Source organism: Paenibacillus nanchangensis (assembly GCF_046543445.1).
GTDB classification, from domain to species: Bacteria; Bacillota; Bacilli; order Paenibacillales; family Paenibacillaceae; genus Paenibacillus_AQ; species Paenibacillus_AQ nanchangensis.
In genome coordinates this window covers 171,325-190,267 of sequence record NZ_JBHOFD010000002.1, presented here as the reverse complement: position 1 = coordinate 190,267, position 18,943 = coordinate 171,325, and the positions used below count along the sequence as shown (strand labels likewise).

Annotated in this window: 14 protein-coding genes; 4 read left to right on the top strand and 10 right to left on the bottom strand. The window is 54.6% G+C overall.

Annotated elements, in window-relative coordinates; all coding sequences use genetic code 11:
• Window positions 1-3: 3 nt before the first annotated feature.
• The 4 genes from ACE6ED_RS02200 to ACE6ED_RS02185 are packed head-to-tail and all read right to left on the bottom strand — an operon-like array spanning window position 4 to window position 5,879.
• Window positions 4-2,307: a glycoside hydrolase family 3 N-terminal domain-containing protein gene (locus tag ACE6ED_RS02200; protein ID WP_410825313.1), complete on the bottom strand. Its 2,304-nt coding sequence runs from the start codon at window positions 2,305-2,307 to the stop codon at window positions 4-6.
• A gap of 33 nt (window positions 2,308-2,340) precedes the next feature.
• Entirely contained in the window at window positions 2,341-3,963 is a 1,623-nt protein-coding gene (locus ACE6ED_RS02195) for an extracellular solute-binding protein (RefSeq protein WP_410825312.1), read from the bottom strand.
• A 38-nt stretch (window positions 3,964-4,001) separates the two neighbouring features.
• A complete protein-coding gene (locus ACE6ED_RS02190) occupies window positions 4,002-4,913 on the bottom strand; it encodes a carbohydrate ABC transporter permease (RefSeq protein ID WP_410825311.1) in 912 nt (303 codons plus the stop codon).
• A 15-nt stretch (window positions 4,914-4,928) separates the two neighbouring features.
• Window positions 4,929-5,879, bottom strand: coding sequence for an ABC transporter permease (locus tag ACE6ED_RS02185; RefSeq protein ID WP_410825310.1), 951 nt, complete (start codon window positions 5,877-5,879; stop codon window positions 4,929-4,931).
• A 367-nt stretch (window positions 5,880-6,246) separates the two neighbouring features.
• On the opposite strand from ACE6ED_RS02185, the gene ACE6ED_RS02180 reads away from it, so the two are divergent.
• Window positions 6,247-9,000: an alpha-mannosidase gene (locus ACE6ED_RS02180; RefSeq protein ID WP_410825309.1), complete on the top strand. Its 2,754-nt coding sequence runs from the start codon at window positions 6,247-6,249 to the stop codon at window positions 8,998-9,000.
• Window positions 9,001-9,027: 27 nt separating this feature from the next.
• Window positions 9,028-10,308 carry a glycoside hydrolase family 125 protein gene (locus ACE6ED_RS02175; protein WP_410825308.1) on the top strand — a complete coding sequence of 427 codons (1,281 nt, stop codon included), beginning with the start codon at window positions 9,028-9,030 and terminating at the stop codon, window positions 10,306-10,308.
• A gap of 120 nt (window positions 10,309-10,428) precedes the next feature.
• Here ACE6ED_RS02175 and deoC read toward each other — a convergent pair whose 3' ends face one another.
• Window positions 10,429-11,106: a deoxyribose-phosphate aldolase gene (gene deoC, locus ACE6ED_RS02170; protein ID WP_410825307.1), complete on the bottom strand. Its 678-nt coding sequence runs from the start codon at window positions 11,104-11,106 to the stop codon at window positions 10,429-10,431.
• Window positions 11,107-11,320: 214 nt separating this feature from the next.
• On the opposite strand from deoC, the gene ACE6ED_RS02165 reads away from it, so the two are divergent.
• Entirely contained in the window at window positions 11,321-11,662 is a 342-nt protein-coding gene (locus tag ACE6ED_RS02165) for a hypothetical protein (RefSeq protein ID WP_410825306.1), read from the top strand.
• A gap of 339 nt (window positions 11,663-12,001) precedes the next feature.
• Here ACE6ED_RS02165 and ACE6ED_RS02160 read toward each other — a convergent pair whose 3' ends face one another.
• The 4 genes from ACE6ED_RS02160 to ACE6ED_RS02145 all read right to left on the bottom strand — a co-directional run bounded on the left by ACE6ED_RS02160 (window position 12,002) and on the right by ACE6ED_RS02145 (window position 16,248).
• Window positions 12,002-12,832 (bottom strand): prohibitin family protein, encoded by an 831-nt coding sequence (locus ACE6ED_RS02160; RefSeq protein ID WP_410825305.1) that lies wholly within the window; start codon window positions 12,830-12,832, stop codon window positions 12,002-12,004.
• Between the two features lie 37 nt (window positions 12,833-12,869).
• Complete coding sequence (locus ACE6ED_RS02155; RefSeq protein WP_410825304.1) at window positions 12,870-13,313, bottom strand: hypothetical protein; 444 nt, start codon at window positions 13,311-13,313, stop codon at window positions 12,870-12,872.
• A gap of 199 nt (window positions 13,314-13,512) precedes the next feature.
• Window positions 13,513-14,964, bottom strand: coding sequence for a SulP family inorganic anion transporter (locus ACE6ED_RS02150; RefSeq protein WP_410825303.1), 1,452 nt, complete (start codon window positions 14,962-14,964; stop codon window positions 13,513-13,515).
• 207 nt (window positions 14,965-15,171) lie between these two features.
• Window positions 15,172-16,248 carry a bifunctional 3-deoxy-7-phosphoheptulonate synthase/chorismate mutase gene (locus ACE6ED_RS02145; RefSeq protein WP_410825302.1) on the bottom strand — a complete coding sequence of 359 codons (1,077 nt, stop codon included), beginning with the start codon at window positions 16,246-16,248 and terminating at the stop codon, window positions 15,172-15,174.
• 568 nt (window positions 16,249-16,816) lie between these two features.
• Here ACE6ED_RS02145 and ACE6ED_RS02140 point away from each other — a divergent pair.
• Window positions 16,817-17,452, top strand: a complete 636-nt coding sequence (locus ACE6ED_RS02140) for a LysE family translocator (RefSeq protein ID WP_410825301.1) — start codon at window positions 16,817-16,819, stop codon at window positions 17,450-17,452.
• Between the two features lie 57 nt (window positions 17,453-17,509).
• Here ACE6ED_RS02140 and ACE6ED_RS02135 read toward each other — a convergent pair whose 3' ends face one another.
• Window positions 17,510-18,940 carry an amino acid permease gene (locus ACE6ED_RS02135; RefSeq protein WP_410825300.1) on the bottom strand — a complete coding sequence of 477 codons (1,431 nt, stop codon included), beginning with the start codon at window positions 18,938-18,940 and terminating at the stop codon, window positions 17,510-17,512.
• Between the last annotated feature and the right edge of the window lie 3 nt (window positions 18,941-18,943).

The following is an 18,943-nucleotide window of genomic DNA, read 5'->3' as shown; positions in this document are numbered from 1 at the left end:
GGCTCAGCCTTCCTCCCTGACATGGAGCGGTGCCGTTAAATATTCCGCCGAGTTAGGTCCCGCCATGATCGTAAATTCTCCCGGCTCCACGATCCGCGTTAAATCTGCGGATACGTACTCCAACTGCTCTCTGCCGACCTTGAACGTAACGGTCTGCGTGTCTCCCGGCTGGATGCTGATCTTGCGGAAGGCCTTAAGCTGCTTCTCCGGCCGCGTTATGCTGGAAGCCAGATCTGATATATACAGCTGAACCACTTCACTGCCCTGCCGGTCACTTGTATTCGTGACATCAACAGATACAGCGGCTTCCTCATCTGCAGAAATAACGGAAGGCTCTACCCTCAAGTTGCTGTATTTGAACTCGCTGAAGCTAAGGCCGAACCCGAACGGATACTCGGCATGGAAATCTGTCTCCAGATAACGTTTGCCTCTCGTCCGCCGCTTGTAGTAGTACACGGGAAGCTGGCCGACATGTTTCGGAATGCTGATCGTCAGCCGCCCGGAAGGGTTCACCTCACCAAAAAGAATGCCGGCAACGGCATGCCCGCCTTCCTGGCCGGGATACCAGGCTTCCAGAATGGCATCGGCATGCTCCACAATCCATGGCTCCGCAATCGGGCGGCCATTGATGTAGACCACAATCAGCGGTTTGCCCAGTTTGTGGATCTCCTGCACCAGCTCAAGCTGTACGCCCATCAGGTTCAGTGTGGCCCGGTCAATGCCCTCGCCGCACTCCATATCGCTCCAGGAATGCTCCGTAACGACCGAAGCGCCTGTAAGCAGATCGATGGTCCCTTCGCCAAAATCCCGGGCACTTGAGCCGCCAATCGCCATCACAACGGCATCGGCTTCAGCCGCGCAGGCCAGCGCACGCGCAAACCCTTCCCGGGAATCGCCTTTAATCCGGCAGCCCGGCGCATACAGCACGCTGCCCGGCCCGCCGCCCAGCGCCTGCCGGATGCCGTCCAGAACGGTGACAATCGCACCTTTGGGCTGCGGCGAGGTATAATCGCCCAGCTGATTGTAGGGCGCATCCGCATTGGGTCCAATCACGGCGAGCTTCGGAATCCGCTTGCTCAGCGGCAGCGTTCCGCCTTCATTTTTCAGCATGATGATGCTTTCGCCGGCAATCCGCCGTGCCAGCTCCCGGTGCTCCGGCCTGCCAATCGTCCGCTCCGCCAGCTCAGGATCGGTAAAAGGACGGTCGAACAGCCCAAGCTTGAACTTCAGCTCGAGAATCCGGGCAGCCGCGCGGTCCAGATCGGACTCCTGCAGCCGTCCATGATCCATAGCGTCCGAGATATGCTTTTCGAACATTTCTCCGGACATCTCCATATCGATGCCGGCCAGCAGCGCCTGGGCAACCGCCGCTTCCCCGCTGTCCGCCGTATTATGCCCGTTCGTCAGCATGCCAAGTGCTCCGCAATCCGTAATGACGAACCCGTCAAAACCCCATTGCTCCCGCAGCACATCCTGCAGCAGATAACGGTTTGTCGTGCAGGGAACCCCGTCAATTTCGTTATAAGCGGTCATGATAGACAAGGCTCCGGCTTCCACCGCTTTGCGGAAAGGAAGCAGGTCCACCTCATGCAGTTCGCGGTACCCCATATGCACCGGCGCCGAATTCCGGCCGCCTTCCGAGCTGCCGTAAGCGGCGAAATGCTTCAGGGGCGCCAGTACGGAATCCTCCGCATCCAGCCGTTCCCCCTGCAGCCCTTTTACCGCCTCCACGCCCATCGCGGCAATCAGGAACGGGTCTTCGCCAAACGTCTCCTCCGTCCGTCCCCAACGCGGATCACGCACCACATCGAGCACTGGCGAATAGGTCGCCGCGCCGCCTTGGCTGCGGGTCTCCAGCGCCACTACCCGGCACATCTCCCGGTACAATTCGGGATTCCACATGCTGCCCAAGGCCAGCGGCACCGGGAATACAGTTGCGCCAATCGCCATATGCCCATGCGAACATTCCTCGCCGAACAGGATCGGAATGCCGAGACGGCTCTCCTTCATGGCGTAAGCCTGAATGGCATTTACCGCCTCCGCCCCTTCCTTCGGGGACAAGCCCGTCTCCAGTGTGACACCAGTCCACGGATCTGCACGCAGCGTTCCATACAATGAGCCCACGCCTCCGGCTGCAACCTGGCGCTTGAAGGCTTCCGTCATCCCGACGCTTCCGTCCGGACGCTTCTCATAGCACTGCCACCCGAAAGGCTGGACTAATTGTCCAGCCTTCTCCCCAGGTGTCATGCGCTGCAGCAGGTCCTGTACCCGGTCCGCCACAGGGCGGGTTTTATCCTTATAGATCATGTCTACAGCACCTTTCTGCACAAAGGACTTGAATTAGTTGGTTTTCCAGCGGTCATAGGCAGCCTGGTAGATCTCAGCTACACGTTCCCCGCCCATTTTTTTGATCGTTGCAACATAGTTATCCCAGCCGGACAGCGGCTCGGCGCCCGTAATGAATTTCGCTTCCATCTGCTTCACATACGTGCTCAGGTCCGAATTCAGACTGTTGATTTCCGTCTGCTCTTCCACGGTGAGGAACAAGGCCGGGAACGGAATCCGCGCGCCTTTATCAAGCAGCTTTTGCTTTGTCTCCTGCTCTACCCACAGGTCAAAATCTGTCTTCAGTCCTTTGTTGATATCATCCATGGACAGCGTTGGTGCCGGAATGCCGTAGTTAGGCGTCAAGGTCGCCCGGTAGTCTTCCATTTCCTTGCCGTCCGGTACAGGCAGGTACTTCTTGACTCTATTTTCTTTATCCGTGTATTCCCAGAGCATGCCTTCCGGCCCTTTATTGAAGAACATCGCGCCTTCATAGGAATACAGGTAATCTACCCAGCGCATAGAGGCTTCAGGATGCGGGTTGCTTTCAGAGATGGCGAACGCGCCGGTCGTGATCCCTCTGTTTTTGGCAATGGCCGGGGCATCAACCGATTCGCTGCGGACCGGCGCAAACATCGGATCTTCCGTCGAAGGTTCGCCGCCTTTAGTCATATAAGCGTGCCAGTCGGAGAACAGGGCAACACGGTTTTCCTGTGCTTTGGCCTTTTTCTGCTCTGCGGTCTGCGAAAAGCTTTCATGGTCCAGCAGTTCTTCGGACCACAGACGGTTCATGTAGGTCAGATACTCCTTAAAGCCTTCCTCAAGCGGCGTATAATGCACCACGTCGTTGTCATCGACATAAATTTCTTCCTCATAGATGCCGAAGGCGCCCAGCAGCCACGTACGGATATCGCGGAGGTTGGCGGCGGTGGTCGTTACCGAGGAGACCGGAATTTCGTCCGCGATGCCGTTGCCGTTTGGATCTTCCTCCTTCACACGCTTCAGGAAGGTGTACAGCTCTTCGGTCGTTTCAGGGAGCTTGTCAATCTTTAGCGCTTTCAAGAAATCCCCGTTATACCACATCGGGTTGCGGTACCAATGCTGGCTAAGCTCAACGACCGGCAAGGTGTAGATATGCCCGTCCGGCGCCGTGATCGACTTGCGGACATCCGGATTCTCCTCCAACAGCGCCTTAAAATTCGGGGCGTATTCATCAATCAGGTCCTCCAGGGGGATCAGGATCCCCTGCTCTCCATGATTCATCTGCTCCGCAGTCGTCAGACCGGCAGCATAAAAGATATCCGGATAATTCCCGCTCGCAAACACCAGGTTCTTTTTGGTGTCAAAGCTGTCTTTCGGCGCATTCTGGTACTCCAGCGTAATGCCGGTCATCTCCTGCATCTGCTGCAGCACAGGCATGTTCTCCCAGTTCTGAATCCCTACATCCGGCGCCATCATCGTCAGCTTAATGGGCTCATTAACGATCGGGAATCCTTCTTTGTTCACAGCGGCATCCGTCTTTGCGGCATTCTTGTTCGCCGCTCCTTCATTTGAGTTGCCGCTGCCGCAGCCGGCCAGCAGTGCCAGGATCAAGGCCGAAGACACCAGAAGCTTCCATGGTTTACGTGTGGACTGCATAAGTAATTCCTCCCTTGTTATCATTACATTTTAAACGCTTACCCTTTGACAGAGCCAATCATGACCCCTTGGACAAAATAACGCTGCAGGAACGGATAGACAGCCACAATGGGCAGGGTGGAGACGACGATAACTCCATATTTGATCAGCGATGCCGTTTCTGCCTTCGAGTTCATAGCCATGGCCACCTCGCCGTTAATTGCGGCGCCCGTGGTTTCAGCCGACATTTCCTGAAGGACAAGAATCTGGCGCAGAACCATCTGCAGCGGATACTTGGCTTCATCATTCAGATAGATCAGAGACGGAAAATAGCTGTTCCAGTGCCCTACACCATAGAACAAGGCCATAACCGCTATAATTGGTGCGGAGAGCGGCAGAACGATACGGATGAACAGCTTCAGGTTCGTACAGCCGTCGATATGCGCCGCCTCCTGCAGCTCCTTGGGGATTGTCGTCTGAAAAAACGTGCGGGCCACGACAATGTTCCAAACGGAAGCGGCCACCGGCAGGATCAAAGCGCCCATGCTGTTGATAAGGCCCAGGTTTTTGACCAGCAGGTAGGTTGGCACCAGTCCGCCGCTGAAAAACATCGTAAACAAAATGATGCCCATAAACAGCTGCCGTCCCACAAAGTCAGCCCTGCTCAGCGCATAGGAAGCTGGCAGAGTAACGGCAAGATTAAGCAGCGTACCTAACACTGTATAGATAATGGTGTTCAAATACCCGCTCCATATTTTGGGGTTCTCAAAAATAAGCTTGTAACCGTCCAGTGTCACGTTTTTCGGAAACAGCCACATGGCCCCCGAATTGACGTCCTGCGGCGAACTGATCGAAGCGCTGAGAATATAAACCAGCGGATAAAGGACAACCACCAGCGCAAGACACAGATAAATGTAGGTGCTGATCAAAAACAGCTTGTCTCCCTTGGATTCTTTCATGGCAGTAACCAAAAACTTCACTCCTTTCTACCAGAGGCTGTTTTCACTGGTGCGTTTGGCAATCCGGTTAACGGTAACCAGCAGAATGACGTTGACCACCGAGTTGAACAATCCGACAGCCGTCGAGAAGCTGTATTGGGCGTTCACCAGGCCGGCGCGGTATACATAGGTGGATATAACATCTGAAGCTTCCATATTAAGCGAGTTCTGCAGCAGCAGGATTTTTTCGAAGCCAAGCCCAAGAATATTCCCCATATTCAATATCAGCATGATTGTAATTGTAGGGATAATGGTCGGCAGGTTGATGTGCAGCACCCGTTTGATCCGGCTGGCCCCATCCACTATGGCTGCTTCATGCAGCTGGGGATCTACACCCGACAAGGCCGCGAGATAAATAATCGTTCCCCACCCGGTGCTCTGCCAGACGCCCGAGAGGACATACACCGTCTTGAACCAGGCTGGATCGGTCAGAAACTGTGGCGCCTGGAACCCGAGGAACTCAATGACCCGCACAATCATTCCGCTAGAAGGGGATAAAAAGGTAATAATCATCCCCGCCATGACCACTACAGAAATGAAATGCGGCGCATAGGTGACGGTCTGGACTGTCTTTTTGAACGGGCCGTTGCGGACCTCATTGAAGGCCAATGCCAGAATAATCGGCAGCGGGAATCCAAGCGCCAGTTCATAGAAGCTGATGCTGAACGTATTCCAGAGCAGGTCCCAGAAAAAGTAGGAATTGAAGAACCTTTCGAAATGGTCAAAACCGACCCATTCACTCCCCGTGATTCCTTTGGAAGGCACGAAGTTCTTAAAAGCAATCTGGATACCGTACATCGGACCGTAATGAAAAATGAAGAAATACAATAATGCCGGAAGCATAAACAGATACAGCTCCCAGTTTTTCCAGATCCTTTTGCCCAGGGAATTATTCTTCAATGAAGGACTTCCGGAACCCGAAGCGTTACTCCCCTTCATTCTCCCACTCCTCACTATGTTAGTTTCCATAACATTAAGTCGTGTAGCTGCTTCGCATTCTTCACAATGCAATTCCTGCTAACGCTTACAACACAAAGTGTAGTGAAACTTAGCTGACATCGTAAATATGTAGGTTCTGCATTGTCACCTTAAGGGAGTGTAAAACCGCGCCGCTCCGGCACTTTCCGGCCTGCCCCGCCACTGCTGCCTTTCTGCGGCCAACCGGCGTAAATGTGTGAATTATGAACCTTTCCCTAGGCTGCAAAAGTTACATATTGTGATCGCAGGGCGGGTATGCAAACATTTGCTACGAATGCCTGACTCATAAATGGACTGACGATACAGGACGATATAGGAGGTTTCTGTCATGACCCGTACAACCGCCCATCTGATCTCCCACACGCATTGGGACCGGGAATGGTACATGCCTTATGAACGTCACCATGTTCTGCTGGCCAAGCTGATGAATGAACTTCTGGAGACCCTGGAGAAGGAGGGCCGCTACCGTTCTTTCCATTTGGACGGACAAACCATTATCATTGAGGACTTTCTTCAGATTCACCCTGAAAAAAGAGCACTCCTGGAGCAGTTCATCCGCGAGGGACGGATTGTCATCGGCCCCTGGTATGTGCTGCAGGATGAATTCCTGACCAGCTCGGAAGCCAATGTCCGCAATCTGCTGATCGGTCATCAGGATGCGGCCAAGTATGGCGTCATCTCGAAGCTGGGGTATTTTCCGGATTCCTTTGGCAACATGGGACAAGCGCCGCAGCTGCTCCGGCAGGCGGATATTGAGACAGCCGTCTTCGGCCGCGGCGTGAAGCCGACAGGCTTTGACAATATGGTCGGTGAGCTGAACAGTACCAGCTACGAATCGCCTTATTCCGAAATGTTCTGGGAATCTCCCGACGGCTCCCGCGTGCTTGGCCTGCTGTTTGCGAACTGGTACAGCAACGGTAACGAGGTGCCTGTGGGAGCGCAGGAAGCTGCGGCCTTCTGGGACAAAAAGCTGGCCGATGCCGGCAAATACGCCTCTACCCCTGAGCTGTTGTTCATGAATGGCTGTGACCATCAACCTGTGCAGCGAAATCTCGCCGATGCCCTGGAGACTGCTAAGGAGCTATACCCGGATGTGGATTTTGTCCACTCCAGTTTTGAAGAGTATCTGCAGGCGCTTAAAGCTTCGCTGCCTGAAAATCTCGTGACCGTAAACGGCGAGCTGCGCAGCCAGCACACTGACGGCTGGGGGACACTGGTGAACACCGCTTCCGCCCGTGTCTACCTGAAACAGATGAACCAGCGCGGCCAGACCCTGCTGGAGAAAGGCGCCGAGCCGCTTGCCACGCTGGCTTATCTGGTCAGCGGACAAGCTTATCCTTATGCCCTGCTAACCTACGCATGGAAGACCCTGATGCAAAATCATCCGCATGACAGCATCTGCGGCTGCAGCGTGGATGAAGTCCATCAGGAAATGATTGCTCGCTTCGAAAAAAGCAGGCATGTAGGGGAAGCCATCATTGAAGAGAGCTTGAAGGCTATTATCGGACAGATCGGTACTTTGGATGTGGCTTCCTGGGGCGAATCCGCCTTTCCGGCAGCCGTCTTTAACACAACAGGCTGGGAGCGCAGCGGTACGGTAAGCGTGGAGGTCATTGCCGCCAAACGCTATTTCAAAGAAGGGCCAAATCCGGCGGCCATTGCCGAGGCGCTGGATCAGCTCCCGCTTGATCTGTCGAGCGGCCGGCTGTTGGATAGTGAAGGACGGACCCTCTCCTGCCTGGCGGAGGATCTGGGCACCAGCTTTGGTTATGAGCTGCCGGACGACCAGTTCCGCAAGCCGTATATGGCCCGCAAGCTTCGCTTGACCTTTGAGGCCGCACAGGTACCGCCGCTTGGCTACAAAACCTACGCTTGGGTACCGTCGCCGGACACCCGCACCGAAGCGGCTGTCAGTCCGCTGAAGCTCACGGAGCGGGGAATGGCTAACAACTTCCTTGCTGTCCAGATCCGGGAGGACGGCTCTTATGAGGTGACAGACAAGCGGACCGGTAAAGTCTTTGAAGGACTTGGCGTCTATGAGAACTGCGGGGATATCGGGAATGAGTATGTTTTCCGGCAGCCGGAGGGCGATACTCCCCTAACTACCCGTGGTCTGACGGCCCGCATTTCGCTGGCCGAGCATGAGCCCTACCGCATTACCTACGAAATCGTCCATGAATGGCAAATACCGGCTTCAGCCGATGCTTCATTCGAAGAAGAGAAACGCCGTATGGTTCCTTTCCGGCAGCGCAAAGCAGGACGTGCCGCTGAACAAGTGCCGCTGCGGATCGTGACCCGGATCAGCCTGGAGGCTTCGGGAACCGGCGTTCAAGTCTCTGCCAGATTGAATAATCAGGCGAAGGACCACAGGCTGCGCGTGCTTTTTCCAACCGGCCTGACCGCCTCTACCCTGCGGGCTGATTCCATCTTTGAGGCAGCCCAGCGCGACATTGAACCGGCCCCTGACTGGATTAATCCAAGCAACGCGCAGCATCAGCAGGCTTTTGTCAGCGTGTCGGACGGCAGCGCAGGACTTCTGGTTGCAAATAAAGGGCTAAATGAATACGAAGTTCTACGCGACGGAAAAAACACCATTGCGGTAACTCTGCTGCGCTGCGTGTCAGAGATGGGAGATTGGGGCGTGTTCCCTACTCCGGAGGCCCAGTGTCTGGGCGAACATACCGTGGAATTTGCGGTCCGGCCTTATGCCGGAGACGCCGCGGAGCCGGAAGCCTGGTCCTGGGCCTATCAATATCAGGTCCCGTGGTTTACCGTCCAGACCGGCCGGCAGCAGGGCTCCCTGCCTGCCATCTATCAGCCGCTGGAGTGGCAGGGCCGCACCCTTGCGCTCTCCGCCTTCAAAATGTCGGAAAACCATGAGGACGTTGTCCTGCGGTGGTACAATCTGGCGCATCAGGCGCAGGATTTTGCGCTTAAGGTCCATTTTCCCGTAAAGACTGTATATGCCAGCGATATTCTGGAGCGGCGGAAGCACCAAGAAGCCTTAGACGAAGGTATCCTCCGCAGCTCTGTCAGCAAAGCCCAAATTGTTACCTATGCGCTACAGCCGGTGCAGTCTTAATCTCAACATGCCAGGAGGAGACAAACGATGAATTTGCCAGCTTCCATTACCGAATATCTGAACGAGGCCGACAAACGCCTAGCCCACCATCCGAAACTGCAAAAAATGTTCCGCAACTGTTTTCCGAATACCCTGGAGACCACAACAAAACTGCTTGATGACGGAACAACCTTTGTGTTTACAGGGGATATCCCGGCCATGTGGCTGCGTGATTCCACGGAACAGGTACGCCATTACATTCCTTTTGCCAAAAATGACCCTGAGCTGCAGCGGATTCTCCGCGGCCTGATTGCCCGGCAGATGTTCTACGTCAATATCGACCCGTACACCAATGCCTTTAACGAAACGGCAAGCGACAAGCATTACCGGGATACCGACGACTGCAATCTGAATCCGTGGATGTGGGAGCGCAAATACGAGCTGGATTCCCTCTGCTTCGTCGTGCAGCTGGCTTATATGTACTGGAAGGAAGCGGAGCAGTCCGATATCTTCGATCCCGCCTGCTATCAGGCGTTGACCTCGATTGTGAATGTTATCGAAACGGAGCAGCATCACGGGGAAAAATCTCCGTACCACTTCATCCGGCAGACGCTTCAGGATACAGAGACCTTGTACAACAACGGACGAGGCATGCCCGTTAATTATACCGGTATGAGCTGGTCCGGCTTCCGTCCGAGCGATGACAGCTGCGAGTTCGGCTACAATATTCCCTCCAACATGTTTGCCGTGGTGATTCTCGGGTATATCCGGGAGATCGCAACCGAGGTGTACAAGGATGAAAGACTGGCCGCCCGGGCCGCAAAGCTGCGCAAGGAAATCGACTTCGGCATCCGGACTTACGGCATTGTAAACCATCCGAAATACGGCAAAATCTACGCCTACGAAACGGACGGCTACGGCAACTATTCGCTGATGGACGATGCCGGCACACCCGGGCTGATGTCCATTCCTTATATTGGTTACGTGGGTGTAGAGGATGAAATTTACCAGAACACCCGCCGGTTTGCCCTTAGCTTTGACAATCCGTTTTATTTTGAAGGCAAACATGCCAAAGGCATCGGCAGTCCGCATACGCCGGGCGGTTACGTGTGGCATATGGCGTTGTCCATGCAGGCGCTGACCGCAGACAATGATGAGGAGATCAAGGAACTGATCGATATGCTGATCCGGACCGATGCCGATACCGGCTATATGCATGAAGGTTTCCACCCTGACAACCCTGCCGATTTTTCGCGCGAGTGGTTCGCCTGGTCCAACAGCCTGTTCGCCACACTGATCGTCAAAGCCATGGACAGAGGCCTGGTCTAGTCCGGACTGTCTTAATGAAACAATCGCTAGTATTAAACTCTGCATTTGAAAAAAACCGGCTGCGCCGTCCTTTATACAAGGAAAGCGCAGCCGGTTTTTGAGCTGCCGGACTGCATTCACTTAGTAGCCGCTGCTGCTCTGCTCGCCTTTGGCGATGGCTACCCCGCCGCTGGTTCCGATCCGGGTTGCACCGGCGCCGATCATCGTCTGTGCGTCTGCTGCACTCCGCACGCCGCCGGATGCCTTGACGCCTACGTCCGGACCAACCGCTTGGCGCATCAGCGCGATGTCTTCTTTGGTCGCCCCGCCGGTAGAAAACCCGGTGGATGTCTTCACAAAGTCTGCTCCGGCTTCCACGGACAGCTTGCAGGCGCGGGTCTTCTCTTCATCCGTCAGCAGGCAGGTTTCGATAATTACCTTGGTCAGCGCTTTACCGCGCGCAGCTTCCACCACGGCGGCAATATCGCGTCTCACCAGCTCATCATTCCCGTCCTTCAGCGCGCCGATGTTGATGACCATGTCCACTTCTTCGGCGCCGTTTGCAATGGCATTTGAGGTTTCGAACGCTTTGGTCTCCGGTGTCGATGCTCCAAGCGGGAAGCCGATAACTGTACATACTTTTACCTCAGGCGTAGCTTTCAGCACTTCATATGCAGTCGAAACCCACGCGGGATTTACGCAAACCGAAGCAAATTTGTATTCTTTCGCTTCCTCGGCCAGCCGGATAATGTCTTCCCGGCGCGCATCCGCTTTCAGCAAGGTGTGATCGATCATACGGGTAATGGAAATTTCGCTCATATCTATTCCTCCGGAAAATGGGTTGTTGTAGATTCGGTCTTATGTAATCATACCAATTGGTTTAAACTTTGCAAAGCCGGACCGGAATACGGCGCCTCTACCCATAAGTATTTCCATTATATACTTTATGCGCCAAAAGCCATGGTTTATAATGGTACTTATGCTTCATAACACTCGTCTCTGAATCAAAGTCCGTTATGAAAGGAGATTCGACATGGGCAGATTCGTGTTTGAGCCAATCACTTCCGAACGTGAACTCAAGGTAACTGTAGAAGGGTCCTTTTCTCAGGAAGACGCCGCCCGCTTCATCGAGGCTTCCAATGAACACATTGCGGGAATTAATCCCGCCGAATACGCGGTTTATCTTGACTGCACTTCCATGAACGTCAACGCCCCGTGCGTCGTGCCGGTGCTGGAGCAGTGTTACGGTCTATACAAGGATGCCGGTTTTCATCAAATCATATTCGCCATCGCCCGTAACCCGGTCCTCAAAATGCAGCTGGGACGTGTCGCCCGGACCGCCAAACTAGAAAATTACGAAATTATCGAAGTGTAGCGCGTAAGCAGGAACCGGCCGGAAAATCTTGCATAAGGGGCTGCCCATAAGTCGTATTGTGTGACATTTGGGGAAATTTGTACGATTATTTGTACAAAAGAGCCATGGGTGCGCCGCGTAAGCCCTCATCGGATTGATCGTCATTTATGCGGCTTGAGCCGCTCTACTGAATCCTCATCCTTTGTAAATTCCAATACGATGGCCCGCCAAAAAAAAGCCGGACCGCACGAGGAATGATATGCTCCTCGTCTTCGGTACGGCTTTTTTTAGTGGCAAATCGTGTATCTTGGGAGCTGTCTTTTTTACTTAAATCACTTCCGGTACGCCCCATTGTGGGAATTACTTGGCTGCCAGCGAGTCGAGGTCAATGAACGGTGTCGCTCCGCCGGTAACGCTCGGCAGCTTGCCGTCCCACTTCTCCAGCGCCTTCTCCTGCACTTCGATCTGCTTCAGCTGCACCAGCTCGGGCGTCACTTCCTGTTTTTTCAGCTTCAGCGATTGGGCTTCCGCCTGAGCCTGAGCAACCTTTTGCTTCGCCTCGATTTCAATCCGTTTCAGATCGTTTTCGGCTTTAAGCGCCTGCTGCTGGGCAACCTGCTTTGCTTCAATCGATTGGTTAAATGCCTCGGAGAACTGGAAGTTCACGATGTTAATATCATTGACAATCAGATCGTATTTTGCCAGCCGGCTCGTCAAATGTTCGCTGATTTCGCCCGATACCAAATCGCGTTTGGTAATCAGATCTTCGGCCGGATAGCGGGCCGTCACTTCCTTCACGATTTCCTGAATCGCGGGATTGATGATGACGGCATCAAACCGGCCGCCGATATTGTTCATCAGGTTATACGCGGATTCTTTGTTAACCGAATAGTTGACCGCCACATGGGTCGATACCGGCTGCAGATCTTTGGACGAGGCGGAAGTATCGGTCTCCGCTTTTGTCACCTGCGTGTTCACTTGAATCACCGTCTGCACAAACGGAATTTTAAAATGAATGCCGGGGGACAGCACATTGTCATTCAGCTTGCCAAATGTTTTGTATAATCCGACATGACCGTATTCCACGGACGTAAACGAATTGACCCCAAGCACAGCGATCACCAGCAGCGCGGCTGCCGTGCCTGCGATTTTGCCGGGACGAAATGATTTCAGCTTTGGATTTACTTCCATAATTCATCTGCTCCTTCTCCATAATAGCCGTAATGCTTTACGGTATATACGGTCTTATGAGAAAAAGGTGCCGCGATTGTAAAGGGATTCTTTGAATCCTCTTCTTTGACGAGGTCAGGAGGCGGGCATAGACATAATCCATGTCGCCGCTGCGCGTGTAGAGTTCAAGGCTTACCCCGCCAAACTGCTGCAAGTTAAGCGTGCCGACCACCTCGGCGTCCGGGGGAAGCGGTGCGTCCGGCACCGCCTCGGGCGCCTGTTCCACCCGCTCCCATTCCAGTTGAACCGGGGGAACCGCCTTGTGCTCCGGCGATGCGGCAGGAAGCGGCGAAAATGCCGGGGGCGCCGAATCCGAGTTTACAAAATCGGGCGGCGCTGCCTTCGGGGACGGCGAACCGCAGGCAGCCAGCACCGCCGCTATGCTTCCGGCTATCAGCATCCCCGCAAGCAGCCTGGACGGCGGCCGGGAACTATTTTTCATTGATGATATCCTCGCTCTCATGAATTGCTGTACCTGTACATTCCCCAGCATTATACCTAATGGCAGGCGCAATTACGTTACCGGATTGATAGGATACGGTTACCTTTTTGTCGCTTTTCCCGTACGCCAAAAAGCCGTCCCCGGCGGGAACGGCTTCTGCAGCATTACTTAAATGATTCAAATGATGAGCTCTAGTAACTTAATGCGACCCGCTGAAGGACAGGCCAACCTTGTTGACCAGCTGCCGGCTCTCCTCATTTAATCCCGTGAGCGTAACAGCCTTGCCCTGCTGGGTGTATTTGTCCATGGCTTTAGCAATACCGCCCACAGCCGACTGGTCCCATACATGCGAGTGGCTGAAGTCAATAATGACCTGCTTGGGATCAGACGCATAGTCGAAGCTGTCGACAAAATGGCTCATCGTACCGAAAAACATCTGTCCGCGGACGATATAGGTTTTGGTCCCCTTCTCCTCGCTGGCCGTCACGCGGATCGTGGCCATCTTCCAGGCAAAGGTCAGCGCACTGAGCAATACGCCGAACAGAACGCCAATCGACAGGTTGTCCGTGGCTACAACCGTCACGACGGTGACGACCATAACGAGCGCATCCGCCACAGGAACACGGGTCAACGATTTCAGCGAACTCCATTCAAACGTGCTAACGGACACCATAATCATCACTCCGACTAGCGCGCCCATCGGAATTTGCTTCACGACATCGCCAAGAATCAGAATCAGGAACAGCAAAAAAATCCCCGATACAAAGGTGGACAGACGGGTCCGGCCGCCCGATTTCATATTAACCATCGATTGTCCGATCATGGCGCAGCCGGCCATGCCGCCGAAAAAGCCCGTAACCACGTTGGCAAGACCCTGGCCTTTGGCTTCCCGGTTTTTGTCGCTGGGCGTATCGGTAATATCATCAATCAATGTAGCCGTCATCAGCGATTCCAACAGACCAACCACCGCCAGCGACAGCGAATACGGCAAAATAATCAGCAGCGTGTCCAGCGACAGCGGAACGGACGGAAGATGGAACACAGGCAGGGAGGCCGTGATTTCACCCATGTCGCCGACCGTATACACGTCCAGCTTCAGCACGATGCTAAGAACGGATACAACGATAATGGCTACGAGCGCGGACGGCACTGCTTTGGTCAGACGGGGAACGGTATAGATAATCAGCAGCGTCAGCGCCACCAGTCCATACATGATCCACCCTTGTCCCTTAAAATGCGTTAGCTGCGACATGAAGATAAGAATCGCCAGCGCATTAACGAAGCCGGTCATTACCGGCTGCGGGAGAAAGGTGATAAACCTGCCGAGCTTCAAATACCCCATCAGGATCTGAAACAGACCGGCCAGGACGGTCGCGGCAAATAAATACTCAATGCCGTGCTGAAGCACAAGCGAGCCGACCAGCAGCGCCATCGCTCCGGTCGCCGCGGAAATCATTCCCGGCCGGCCTCCGGCGAATGCGGTAATCACCGCGATGCAGAACGACGCGTAGAGTCCCACCATCGGGCTCACCCCCGCCAGCAGCGAAAAAGCGATCGCTTCCGGAATCAGAGCGATGGCCACCGTCATTCCCGACAACACGTCGCTGCGGACATTGGTGAACCATCCGTTGCTATTTAGTTTGGTGTTCATAAAGTTGAGAGTTTCCCTCCTGCGGTATGATTAGTAAGCCTCCGCTTCGTCAGAGGCACGGGTCCGGTGCAACGCCAATGTTTTGTATTGTACCGGACCTCTTCCTAATCCACAAAAAGAAAAAGCGGCATGTAAGCGTTCTTTTACATGCCGCAGCTTGGTTATGCTTCAATTTTTACGTTTTTTCGCAGTTCTTCTCAAGTCCGCTTAGCGGTACAGGCCGGATGCCTTGACATCATCGAAGAAGCGGTTGAATTCGTCAATGTTGAGCTGTTGGGCCGCATCCGACAAAGCAGTCGCCGGATCAGGGTGAACCTCAACCATAATCCCGTCCGCGCCGGCGGCAAGCGCTGCTTTGGCGCAAGGCACAAGAATGTCTTTGCGTCCGGTGGAATGGGTAACATCGACCAGCACCGGCAGATGGCTTTCCTGCTTCAGGATCGGCACAGCGGAAATGTCCAGCGTGTTGCGCGTCCATTTCTCATAGGTACGGATACCGCGTTCGATCAGCATGACCTGCGTATTGCCGCGGGACATGATGTATTCGGCCGCATGCAGGAATTCCTCCATTGTTGCGGCAAGTCCGCGCTTCAACAGCACCGGCTTGTTCACTTCACCGGCTGCTTTGAGCAGCTCGAAATTCTGCATGTTGCGGGCGCCGATCTGGATGATATCGACATAATCCAGCGAAGGCTCGATATGCGCCGGATCGACAATTTCGCTAATTGTGAGCAGGCCGTATTCGTCGGCGGCTTCACGCAAAATGCGCAGGCCGTCCATGCCAAGCCCCTGGAAGTCGTATGGCGAGGTACGAGGCTTAAACGCTCCGCCGCGCATGACGCGCACGCCAGCTTGTTTAAGCGCCGCAGCTACTGTCCGGGTTTGCTCCTCGCTCTCTACGGAGCACGGTCCGGCAACCATCAGCGAAGCGCCGCCGCCGATCAGCACATTGCCCGGTAGCTCGATGACCGTATCTTCTTTGCGGCTCTTGCGGCTGACCAGCAGGTTCTTTTTGTGCTTTTCGGTTTGAAGATTCAAGGACGCCTGGAAAATTTGCTTGAACAAAGCACGGATCGTCTCCGCAGTGAACGGACCCGGGTTGGCTGCCACCAACTTTTCCATCATTTGTTTTTCGCGTTCCGGATCGAATTTCGGCACACCCTGCTTCTCTTTTACGTCGCCGATCTGCTGTACGATTTCAGCGCGCTCGGAGATCAGCTGCAGCAGCTGCCCGTTGATTTCGTCAAGGCGTTCTCTCAGTTGGTCCAATTCTTTATTGCTCATCGTTATCCCGCTCCTTTAAATGTGTTGACTCCCTGTCTTGTAGATCCCTGCGAAAATACGCAAAAAAGGCCCTTCGCCGCAAGGGACGAAGAAGCCGTGGTACCACCCTAATTAGAACGTATCCGGTGGACGGTTGGACGAAGCTCCCGCGTTTACGCGTTCTCTTCGGCTGCAGCCGCATGCCGGTCTGTTCTCACTTGTATCCCTGTAACGCGGGGCGCGGGTCTCCCTACGCATGTCCGCTCTGCAAGCGGGCACTTCAGGAGCCGACTCGGAAGTGAATTTCGGCGCCGGCTTATCCGAGCATGCTCCCAGTCTCCGGCACGCTCTCCCTGGCACGACTCGCATCGTGCGCCTACTCTCTTCGTCATTGTCCGTTTCGGTAATGCCGCCCGGGAAGTCATGCCGGGCATTTCTGCTATCTTAATCAAAAAAACGCAAATCTGCAAGGTACTGCGTTAAAGCAATAAAGCAAAACGATTTTGTGGACAAAACCTGTCGTACAACCCGCCTTCGCCGAATAGGATAGGACAAACAGCCATTACCTGACGTATAGGGGGAACTTGGTTTGAACACGTTTATCGGTTATATCGTCCTTGGTTTGTCTTTATCCGCCCCAATCGGCCCCATCAACACCGCACAGCTGGATAAGGGGATCCGCGGCGGCTTCTGGCACGCCTGGTTCGTCGGTTTGGGAGCCATCACCGCGGATATTCTGTATATGCTGCTTGTCTATCTCGGGGTCATCCACCTGCTGGATACGCCGTTTGTCCAGACTCTGCTGTGGCTGTTTGGCTTCTTCGTGCTGATGTATACCGGGATCGAAAGCATTAAGGACGCGGGTAAACCTCTGTCGGGTCCGATGCGGGGAAGCGAGGCCTCGCTGCTGCGCTCCATGCTCTACGGGTTTGTTTTGTCGCTGTCCAATCCCCTGTCGATTCTGTTTTGGCTGGGCATATACGGCTCCGTATTGGCCCAGGCGGCCAGCACCTCCACCATGACCGAGCTGCTCATCAACAGCGGCGCGATTGTGCTGGGCATTCTGCTGTGGGACGTGACGATGGCAGCGGCGGCCAGCTTTTTCCGCCGCGTGATGACCCCCGGCGTTTTGAAAGGCATCTCCGTTGTTTCCGGTCTATCGCTGATCGGCTTCAGCTTGTATTTCGGCTGGGAGGCGTTCAAGCTGCTGGCACAGCGTTTTTAGTATAGCGGCAGGCAGCACACGTCTATCGAGACATCACCGTTCAGTTTGAAAATACTCTTAAGTCCGGCTGCGCGGCCGGCGCAGCGCCTTCAGGCGGAAGATCAGGCCGCCCCGAAGACCCGCCAAGGCGAGCTCCGGCTCGGGTGCGGTATCCTCTTCCCCGCGCCGTTTGCGGACCGCCTGGACAATCCCCGCGCATACTGCAATTACGGCCAGTATGGCCAGGCTGATCATAAATCCCGGCCGGCTGAGCTTATTAAACAGCGTACCCGAGACGGACAGGAAGATAAAAACCAAGCCGGCATACCGTTTGAAAGCGCCCATCGCCGAGGGCTTCAGAAGGCGGCCCGAGGACAGCAAAATGAACGACCAGTTATACATAAGCATTAAGCCCGCGGCCGTCGTCACGTATTCATACATTTTGCCCGGCATCACAAGCGCCATGACAATCGCCCCAATTAATCCGGCAGAGATCAGACTCATCGCCGGCAGCGGATATTTTCCCTTCAGCTTCCGCCCGAAAAAACGCGGCGCATCCCCGTCGTTCGCCAGCGTCGTCAGCATGCTTGTCACGGCATACAGCGATGCGGACATGGTTGAGAAACCGGCAACGATCAGGACGCCGTTAAATACATGGGGCACAAAACCCAGATGGTCGCTGCGCAATGCCAGCACAAACGGGCTTTCCTTCGGGTTGAAGTCGGCCGCGGGCACCATCGTTACCGCCAGACCAATTGACACGGCGTAAATGACGCCTAACAAAGTCAGCATGATTTTCCCCGCCATCGGAGCTTCCTCCGGTTTTTGCAGACGGTACGCCATAATTCCCAGCACTTCAATACCGCCGTAAGCATAATTGGCAAAAATCAGCGCCGACCATAAACCAAGCGCACCTTTGGTGAAAATCGCTTCTCCCGTCAGCGGCAGCTTGGGCGGGTAGATTCCGCCGCCGATCCATCCCGCAAGCAGTCCCACGGCAAGGATGAGAAACATCACCAGCGCCGCCAGCTTGATTACCGCCAGCAGATGCTCCGTCCGGTCAAACCCTTTGTTTCCGATCAGCACGATGAAGAGGCCAAGCAAACCAAATCCGGCCGCAAATACCCACATCGGCACGTTCGGGAACCAGAAACGCGAAAAGATGGACAATGCAGTCAGCTGGCTGCCCATAATCAGCAGCTCCGAGCACCAGTACAACCAGCCGCTGCCGAAGCCGGCCCAGCGTCCGAATGCTTTTTTGGCATAGGAACGGAACGAGCCCTGCTCCGGATGATCGGCAGTCATGCGGGCAAGCGCGTCAAAGACCACATATGTGCCAGCCGCGGCTAAAATATAGGCAAACAGCACTGCCGGTCCTCCGGTCATAATGGCCAGACTGGAGCCAAGAAAATAACCAGTGCCGATCGTCCCGGCCACACCCAGCAGCGACAGCTGCCACCATTTCAGCGTTCCTGCGCTTTTGGGTCCGTTCTTATGAGACTGGTTCATGCC